The organism is Levilactobacillus andaensis (assembly GCF_016861695.1).
GTDB classification, from domain to species: domain Bacteria; phylum Bacillota; class Bacilli; order Lactobacillales; family Lactobacillaceae; genus Levilactobacillus; species Levilactobacillus andaensis.
Map to the genome: position 1 here is coordinate 58,079 of NZ_BOLP01000019.1, position 7,384 is coordinate 65,462.

The following is a 7,384-nucleotide window of genomic DNA, read 5'->3' on the forward strand; positions in this document are numbered from 1 at the left end:
CCATATCTGGCGACCTCTCGGCTGAAATTACTGTTCTATGGCAATGTTAGACGATGAGCTTAATAAGCGTTATTATCTGTTGGGCGGTAGAATGCAAGATGCAGATCGATTACCAGGACGACAGATATTGTATATGCTGACATTTAACACTTGTTGTAGTGATCATCAACATGAGCCGGAGGAGGCCAGGGGTGTAGCCAGCCGTGGAAATCGTGGTAGCTCACAGCTACCACGATGGGCGACTTTTAAGACACGCGTTCTTCGTGGCTTAAAAGCGAGCGAGAAGACTGGTGTTCTTCCAGTCTGAAGCGTCCCCACAGCAGGCGGAATCCCTGGCAGCCGCAGTGCGACAAAGTTTAACCAATCTGTACCGAACAATATAGAGAGTAAACTTAGTGAATCTCAGCCGTTGATGGTGGTAAAATTGACTGGGATTGCGTATAATAAAAAGCTAGACATGCCGTTATTGGCAAATGGACGAAGGGGGGCAGTCACCCGCATGGTTTCTCAATTTAAGCCCACGTGGATGGTTACGAACATATACGATTTGACACCACAGCAACTGCGTGAAAACGGGGTCCGAGCAGTCTTGACGGACCTGGATAACACGTTGATTGCGTGGAATAATCCGGACGGGACACCCGAGTTGCGGCACTGGTTGACGCTACTCGAACTGGCCGGTATTCGGGTCATTGTCGTGTCGAATAACAGTCGCGCACGGGTTGATCGCGCGGTCGCACCGTTTAAGCTCCCGTACATTCATCGGGCGCTAAAGCCGTTATCGTGGGGATTGAGACGCGCTTTGCGGCGGTGGCACCTACGCCGTGATGAAGTCATCATGGTTGGGGATCAATTACTGACGGACGTGTGGTCTGCCCATCGTACGGGCATTCGTAGCGTGTTGGTCAAACCCATTTTAAAATCAGACGCGTGGATTACTAAGGGCAATCGCGTGTTAGAAAAAGTTGTGATGTGGCGGTTGCGCCACGATTATCCAGAATTAACTTGGCAGGAGGATCTTGATGAACGAAAAACACACTGAACCCGTTTTAGTTGACGGTGAGCCGCTCCACTGTATTGGTTGTGGCGCGGAGATTCAAACGACGGACAAGACGGCACCTGGGTACACGCCGCAGTCGGCATTAGATAAAGGCATGGAGAATCAAGAAGTGTATTGCCAACGGTGTTTCAGATTACGGCACTACAACGAAATTGTTCCCGTGGGACTGACCGACGATGATTTCCTACATTTATTAACGCAGATTCAGGATGCTAATGCGTTGATCGTGTACGTCGTGGACATCTTTGATTTCAACGGAAGTGTGATTCCAGGACTTCACCGGTTTGTGGGGAATAACCCAATTTTACTGGTGGGGAACAAGGAAGACCTCTTACCGCGTTCCTTGAAGCGCAGCAAGTTACAAGACTGGTTACGGCAACGGGCTAACGAGCAAGGCTTACGGCCAATTGACGTGACGTTGTTGAGCGCCAAAACCAACCAGTCCGTCGATCAGTTATTACAAATGATCAACAAGTACCGTGGCGACCGCGATGTTTACGTGGTTGGGGTCACGAACGTTGGGAAGTCAACGTTGATCAACCAAATCATTCGGCAAAATACCGGGGTCAAGGACTTGATCACCACGTCTCGTTTCCCTGGGACCACGTTGGACAAGATTGAATTACCACTGGATGACGATCACGTGCTGGTCGACACCCCCGGGATCATTCAAAATGAACAGATGGCCCATTTTCTGGATGGGAAAGACCTGAAGCTGGTGACGCCACAAAAGCAGATCAAGCCTAAGGTTTACCAATTGGAGAGCCAACAAACCCTCTTCTTGGGCGGAATTGCCCGGTTTGACTACACCAATGGTCCAAAGAGCGGCTTCACGGCGTACTTTGAAAACAACCTGTACATTCACCGTACGAAGCTGGAAAATGCCGACGACTTTTATGCGCGGCAATTAGGCCAGTTACTCACACCACCACACGCTGACGACAAGGATGATTTCCCACTGTTAGTGGCACATGAATTCAAGACCACCGAGAAGAGCGACTTGGTCTTCGAAGGACTGGGTTGGATCAGTTTGCCTGCCGGGGTCAATGTGACCGGTTGGGCACCCGCCGGTGTTGGTGTTTTACTACGACGAGCAATGATTTAATAATGGAGGAATAAAACTTGTTACGAGGCAAACAAAAACGGTATTTACGCGCACACGCACACGCCATGCACCCACTTTTTTCCGTGGGGAAGAATGGCTTAACGCAAGCTTGGTTGGATCAGTTGACCGGGGCGTTAGAGAATCGCGAATTAATTAAGATCAATCTCCAACAGAGTGCGGACGTTTCCGTTGACGAAACCAAGGCGTTTATCGAAGATAACACTGACATTCAAGTCGTTCAAACGATCGGTCGGGTACTCGTCTTGTACCGGGTCGCAACGGATGAAGAAAATCAAAAGATTTCAGCAGTCGTTGAAAATATGTAGGGAGGTTTGACTGGCGTGGTCAAGATTTTAGAACGAACGAGTACGCAGGTCGCTACAGAGATGGCGGCTACGGCGAAGAAACGTCGCATCGGTATTCTGGGGGGAACGTTTAATCCGCCCCATTTAGGACACCTGGTGATTGCGGATCAAGTGGCAACACAGCTTGGTTTAGATCGCGTTTTATTTATGCCTGACGCTGAGCCACCGCACGTTGACCGGAAGATAACGATTCCGGCCAAGGATCGCGTGGCGATGGTCAAGGCGGCCATTGCGGACAATCCGCGCTTTGATTTAGAGTTAACGGAAGTTGCGCGTGGCGGTCGCAGTTATTCCTACGACACCATGCTACAATTGACGCAAGCCCATCCGGAGAACCAGTACTACTTTATTATTGGTGGGGACATGGTGGCTTATTTGCCAAAATGGTACCGCATTGATGAGTTGGTCAAATTGGTTCAATTCGTAGGCGTCTGTCGTCAAGGCTTTACGCGTGAATCGCCGTATCCTGTGCTGTGGGTCGATGTGCCCCAAATCGGGATCAGTTCAACGATGGTCAGAGATCAGGTCCGGCGCGGTCAATCCGTGCGGTATCTGGTGCCGACCATGGTCGACCTCTATATAAAGGAGCATCTGTTATATCGTGACTAAACGAACGTATACAGAAAATATTTTTGCCGGCACGCGGCAGGAGTTGCTTGATCGCATCGAACAGCACTTGCGGCCGAAGCGCTTTGCCCACGTTCAGCGGGTGGAAGCGACGGCTGTGAAGTTGGCGCAGGCTAACGACGTTGACGAGGAAAAGGCCAGTATTGCTGGTCTGACCCACGACTACGCCAAGCAGCGTCCGGACGAGGATTTTATTGCGGCCATTAAGCAGTATCATCTGGATCCAGAACTGTTAAATTACGGCAACGCGATTTGGCACGGGGTGGTTGGCGCCGAGCTGGTCAAGCACGAATTAGGCATTTATGATGAAGACATCTTGAATGCGATTCGGCACCATACGACCGGGGCGGTTTACATGTCACCCCTCGAACAGATCGTGTACATGGCCGATTTCATTGAACCCGGCCGTGATTTTCCCGGTGTCGATGAAGCCCGTCAGATTACCGCCAAAGACCTGGGGGCCGGCGTAGCGTTTCAAACGAAGCACACGTTAGCCTACCTGATTGAAAATAACCAAAAGGTTTATCCAAAAACTATTGATACCTACAATGCGTGGGTACCGCGTTATCCCAACGTTTGAGAGGAGCACTTGCATGGAAAGCAAAGAAATTTTAGAAATCGCAGTTAAGGCCGCTGAAAGCAAGCGAGCAGAAGAAATGACCGCTTTAGATATGACTAAGGTGAGTCTGATGGCAGATTACTTCCTGATCATGGAGGCCAACTCTAACCGTCAAGTTCAAGCCATTGCGGACGAGATCACTGACCAAATGGCCGCTAACGACGTTGCCATTCGCGACGTTGAAGGTAAGAACGAAGCCACTTGGATCTTAATTGACCTGGGTGATGTGGTCGTTCACGTCTTCCAAAAGGACCAACGGAGCCACTACAACTTAGAAAAGTTGTGGTCTGACGCGCCAGAAGTTGATCTTGGCCAATGGGTTGAAGCATGATTTATCAATCCTTCGCTGAGCTTTACGACGAACTATTCGATCCAGCCATGTACGATCAGTGGCTGGATTTTGTCGCCGCTAGGGTCGCCCCAACCAGCGGTCCACTCCTTGACCTTGCGTGTGGGAGTGGTCGCCTAGGCGTCCTATTAGCCAAGGCTGGCTACGACGTGAGCGGCCTGGATCTGTCTGAAGACATGCTTGCATTAGCTGCGAAGCATGCCGAAGAAGACCAGGTGACCATGCCATTAGTTGCCGGGAACATGTTGGATTTGAGTGGGTTAGAGAGCACGTACCAAACGGTGACCTGTTTCGCCGACTCGTTCTGCTATTTGACCGACCTCGATGAAGTGACCCAGGCCTTTACCCAGGTCCGTGATCATCTGAATGTGGGTGGCAAGTTCCTATTTGACGTGATCACACCCCACCAGACGGATGACGTTTATCCCGGCTACATGTACAATTATGTCGATGACACCCGAGCCTTCGTCTGGACCAGCTATGGGATTGAAGACGAAGAACACGCGGCCGAGCATGATCTGGCCTTCTTCACGTTGAATGAAGATACCGGTGAGTATCGCAAAGTGACTGAGCTTCATCATGAGCGTACGTATCCGTTAGCCGACTACCAGGCTGCTTTGAAAAGGGCTGGGTTGACGGTGAACCGGGTCAGCGCTGACTTTGGAAATAGCGATGTGGCGGACGATACGACGCGCTGGTTCTTCGAGGTTACACGGGAGGCTTAGGCATGACGTTACAGGCAGTGGGCATCATTGCGGAGTATAATCCATTTCACAATGGGCACCGCTATCAGATCGAACAGGCCCGTGCGCAAACGGGAGCCGATGTGGTCGTGGCGGCCATGAGTGGCAACTGGGTTCAGCGCGGCGAGCCGGCAGTGATGGATAAATGGCAACGCACACAGGCTGCTTTGGCCGGTGGTGTTGATTTGGTCGTGGAGTTGCCCGGTGCGGCGGCCCTGCAACCGGCTCACTTATTCGCAGCCGGCGGTGTTAGCCTCCTGGCAGCGCTCCAGTGCTATTGGCTGGCGTTTGGAACCGAACACCCGGAGATGGATTACGAGCAGCTGATGGCCCATTTACCGACTGATCCGGCGACGTTTAAACGCTTTGACCAGACGTACGCCTCGCTCTTTCAAGGCTATCTGCGGGAGCAAACGGGGATTACCCTGAATGCGGCCAATGATATTCTAGGCTTCTTCTACGCACTGGCGAATCGCCGGCAAGGAGACCCGTTGACGTTGGTTCCGCTACCGAGAAAAGGGAGTCAGCATAATGACACCACGATTGAGACGGCAACGGCCTTTGCGAGTGCCACTGCGGTGCGTTCTGCGGCGTTAAACGGGGAATGGTCGGCAGTTATGCCGGTCGTCCCGACAACGACCTTAGACCTGCTACAGACGGCGCAATTGACGAGCTGGGAGGATTTCTGGCCGCTGTTGCGTTATCAGTTAGTCAGTGGTGACGTGGCTGATTTACGGCAAATGTATCAGATCACCGAGGGCGTTGAGTATCGTTTGAAGAAGGCGGCACTAACGAGCGAGAGTTTTGCGGCATTTATGCATGCCGTCAAGACCAAGCGCTATACCTACACGCGCTTGCAACGCCAGTCGGCCTACCTGTTGTTACAGGCTAAGCCGGCGGAGATGCAGCCGCAACCGCAGTACTTACGGGTACTGGGGTATTCGGCGGCGGGACAGGCGTATCTTCATCAGATCAAAAAGCAGGTGAGTCTGCCGTTGATCAGTCGCGCGGATCGGGATTGGCAAAAGGGTCCCGGTGAGTTTGACGATCGATTGGGCGCACTGCGCACCTTAATCACGGGTGAAGACCAAGATTATGGCCGAATCCCGGTGAAAAAAGCGATTTCAGAGTGACTATCAAGGAAATTACCTTGACATCACATTTTTTGACAGGTATAATTTATCACGTTGCATTGGAGGGATTGCGATGAAATGGTCGTTGACCGAGCTCCGCAAGAATCACCGGAATGATCCGCTAACGTTCGATGAAACGCTGGATTTAAAAGCGGACTTGATGGAACGCTATGGCGATGATGTTTTAGATTTAAGTCCCGTCCACGCTAAGGGAATTGTTTCCGTTGTGGGTGGCGACGTTGTCGTTGATGCACAGGTAACTGCGGACTTAACCGTCCCGTCTAGCCGCTCACTTGAGCCGGTAGACTTACCCGTAGATTTCAAAATGACGGAATTTTATGTTTCCGACCCCGCCGCAACGCAACGGTACGAAAAGACCGACGTTGTAATGGTGGTTAAGGATGACCAGATCGATATTGAGAAGGCCATCGGGGATAACATTATTTTACAGATTCCGATGCACATTCTTTCGAAAGCTGAACAACAGGGTGCTGAAATGCCGACTGGTGATGACTGGGAAGTCGTTGCTGAGGCTGACCTTGCTAAGGTGGAGAAGGAAAATCAATCAGTTGATCCACGTCTTGCAAAGCTAAAAGATTTCTTCCCTGATCAGGATGATCAATAATCTTCTTTGTAAGCCTTAAAAATTTTTTCACTGGTGGATATAATTTATTTGAAGGAGGTGTTTTCTTTGGCTGTACCTAAGCGGAAAACGTCTAAGACGAAAAAGGCTATGCGTCGTGGTCACATTAAGTTAACGATGCCTAATTTAACTGCTTGCCCTAACTGTGGTGAATTACGTAAGTCACACATGGTTTGCCCAAGTTGTGGTTTCTACGATGGCCGTCAGGTCGTTGCGGTTAAGAACGCAAACAACTAATTCAATTTAGTTTAAAAGCTCCCATGAAGTCCGCGGCTTCTGGGGGCTTTTTTTGTGCGGCGAAAAAATGGTGTCAGTTGAGGTACACGGCGACTGCCAGGGATTCCGTCTGCCGTGGGGAACGCCTTTAGCCGAAAGGGTTGTCGCCATCCCTGACTGCCTCTGGCTCAAACTGATCTTCTAAATATGTTCTGGACGATTAGCAAGTATGTCCATCTAAAATCACATGTTGACTGAATAATATCCCCACAGTAACAGGTAGAATACAAAGATTGTCGGGATGACCAAGCGGCACGCATTACAATTAGTCGTCTGCAAACCAACGTTGCCATATCTGCCGGCCGATAAGGCGATGGAACTACTAGGTTGTCCATTTTATTGACGTCCTAGTGTCGAACTTCCGTAGAAAAATATAAATTTTCATTTCGCAAATTACAAGAACAAGTTAGTCACTAGGACTAAATACTGATGTCAAGGGATTCTCATTGGTTGGAGTTTAGTAT

General features: G+C 50.4%; 10 protein-coding genes. All 10 read left to right on the forward strand.

Annotation, left to right across the window (positions count from 1 at the left end):
• Positions 1–499: 499 nt before the first annotated feature.
• The 10 genes from JUF10_RS12330 (at position 500) to rpmF (ending at position 6,881) form a co-directional block, all read left to right on the forward strand.
• Positions 500–1,042: a YqeG family HAD IIIA-type phosphatase gene (locus tag JUF10_RS12330; protein WP_236008231.1), complete on the forward strand. Its 543-nt coding sequence runs from the start codon at positions 500–502 to the stop codon at positions 1,040–1,042.
• On the forward strand, positions 1,023–2,165 hold the full coding sequence (gene yqeH / locus JUF10_RS12335; protein WP_203642773.1) for a ribosome biogenesis GTPase YqeH: 1,143 nt from the start codon (positions 1,023–1,025) through the stop codon (positions 2,163–2,165). The genes JUF10_RS12330 and yqeH overlap by 20 nt, the downstream gene beginning before the upstream one ends.
• A 17-nt stretch (positions 2,166–2,182) precedes the next feature.
• Positions 2,183–2,491 carry a YhbY family RNA-binding protein gene (locus tag JUF10_RS12340; protein WP_143462090.1) on the forward strand — a complete coding sequence of 103 codons (309 nt, stop codon included), beginning with the start codon at positions 2,183–2,185 and terminating at the stop codon, positions 2,489–2,491.
• A gap of 15 nt (positions 2,492–2,506) precedes the next feature.
• On the forward strand, positions 2,507–3,139 hold the full coding sequence (locus JUF10_RS12345) for a nicotinate-nucleotide adenylyltransferase (RefSeq protein WP_048731915.1): 633 nt from the start codon (positions 2,507–2,509) through the stop codon (positions 3,137–3,139).
• Positions 3,129–3,737 carry a bis(5'-nucleosyl)-tetraphosphatase (symmetrical) YqeK gene (gene yqeK, locus JUF10_RS12350; protein WP_373301350.1) on the forward strand — a complete coding sequence of 203 codons (609 nt, stop codon included), beginning with the start codon at positions 3,129–3,131 and terminating at the stop codon, positions 3,735–3,737. The genes JUF10_RS12345 and yqeK overlap by 11 nt, the downstream gene beginning before the upstream one ends.
• A gap of 13 nt (positions 3,738–3,750) precedes the next feature.
• Positions 3,751–4,107, forward strand: coding sequence for a ribosome silencing factor (gene rsfS / locus JUF10_RS12355; RefSeq protein WP_203642778.1), 357 nt, complete (start codon positions 3,751–3,753; stop codon positions 4,105–4,107).
• The gene (locus JUF10_RS12360) at positions 4,104–4,850 is read left to right on the forward strand and encodes a class I SAM-dependent DNA methyltransferase (RefSeq protein ID WP_203642779.1); all 747 of its coding nucleotides are present in this window, start codon (positions 4,104–4,106) and stop codon (positions 4,848–4,850) included. The genes rsfS and JUF10_RS12360 overlap by 4 nt, the downstream gene beginning before the upstream one ends.
• Positions 4,851–4,852: 2 nt before the next feature.
• The gene (locus JUF10_RS12365; protein ID WP_203642781.1) at positions 4,853–6,001 is read left to right on the forward strand and encodes a nucleotidyltransferase; all 1,149 of its coding nucleotides are present in this window, start codon (positions 4,853–4,855) and stop codon (positions 5,999–6,001) included.
• A gap of 73 nt (positions 6,002–6,074) precedes the next feature.
• Positions 6,075–6,626, forward strand: coding sequence for a DUF177 domain-containing protein (locus tag JUF10_RS12370; protein ID WP_203642783.1), 552 nt, complete (start codon positions 6,075–6,077; stop codon positions 6,624–6,626).
• A 66-nt stretch (positions 6,627–6,692) separates the two neighbouring features.
• The gene (rpmF, locus tag JUF10_RS12375) at positions 6,693–6,881 is read left to right on the forward strand and encodes a 50S ribosomal protein L32 (RefSeq protein WP_048731903.1); all 189 of its coding nucleotides are present in this window, start codon (positions 6,693–6,695) and stop codon (positions 6,879–6,881) included.
• Positions 6,882–7,384 lie beyond the last annotated feature (503 nt).

What these genes read in the sequence shown, in the direction of transcription:
- JUF10_RS12370 (WP_203642783.1), top strand. Translation starts at nt 6,075, where the DNA reads ATGAAATGGTCGTTGACCGAGCTCCGCAAGAATCACCGGAATGATCCG.
- rsfS (WP_203642778.1), top strand. Translation starts at nt 3,751, where the DNA reads ATGGAAAGCAAAGAAATTTTAGAAATCGCAGTTAAGGCCGCTGAAAGC.
- JUF10_RS12360 (WP_203642779.1), top strand. Translation starts at nt 4,104, where the DNA reads ATGATTTATCAATCCTTCGCTGAGCTTTACGACGAACTATTCGATCCA.
- yqeH (WP_203642773.1), top strand. Translation starts at nt 1,023, where the DNA reads ATGAACGAAAAACACACTGAACCCGTTTTAGTTGACGGTGAGCCGCTC.
- JUF10_RS12330 (WP_236008231.1), top strand. Translation starts at nt 500, where the DNA reads ATGGTTTCTCAATTTAAGCCCACGTGGATGGTTACGAACATATACGAT.
- JUF10_RS12365 (WP_203642781.1), top strand. Translation starts at nt 4,853, where the DNA reads ATGACGTTACAGGCAGTGGGCATCATTGCGGAGTATAATCCATTTCAC.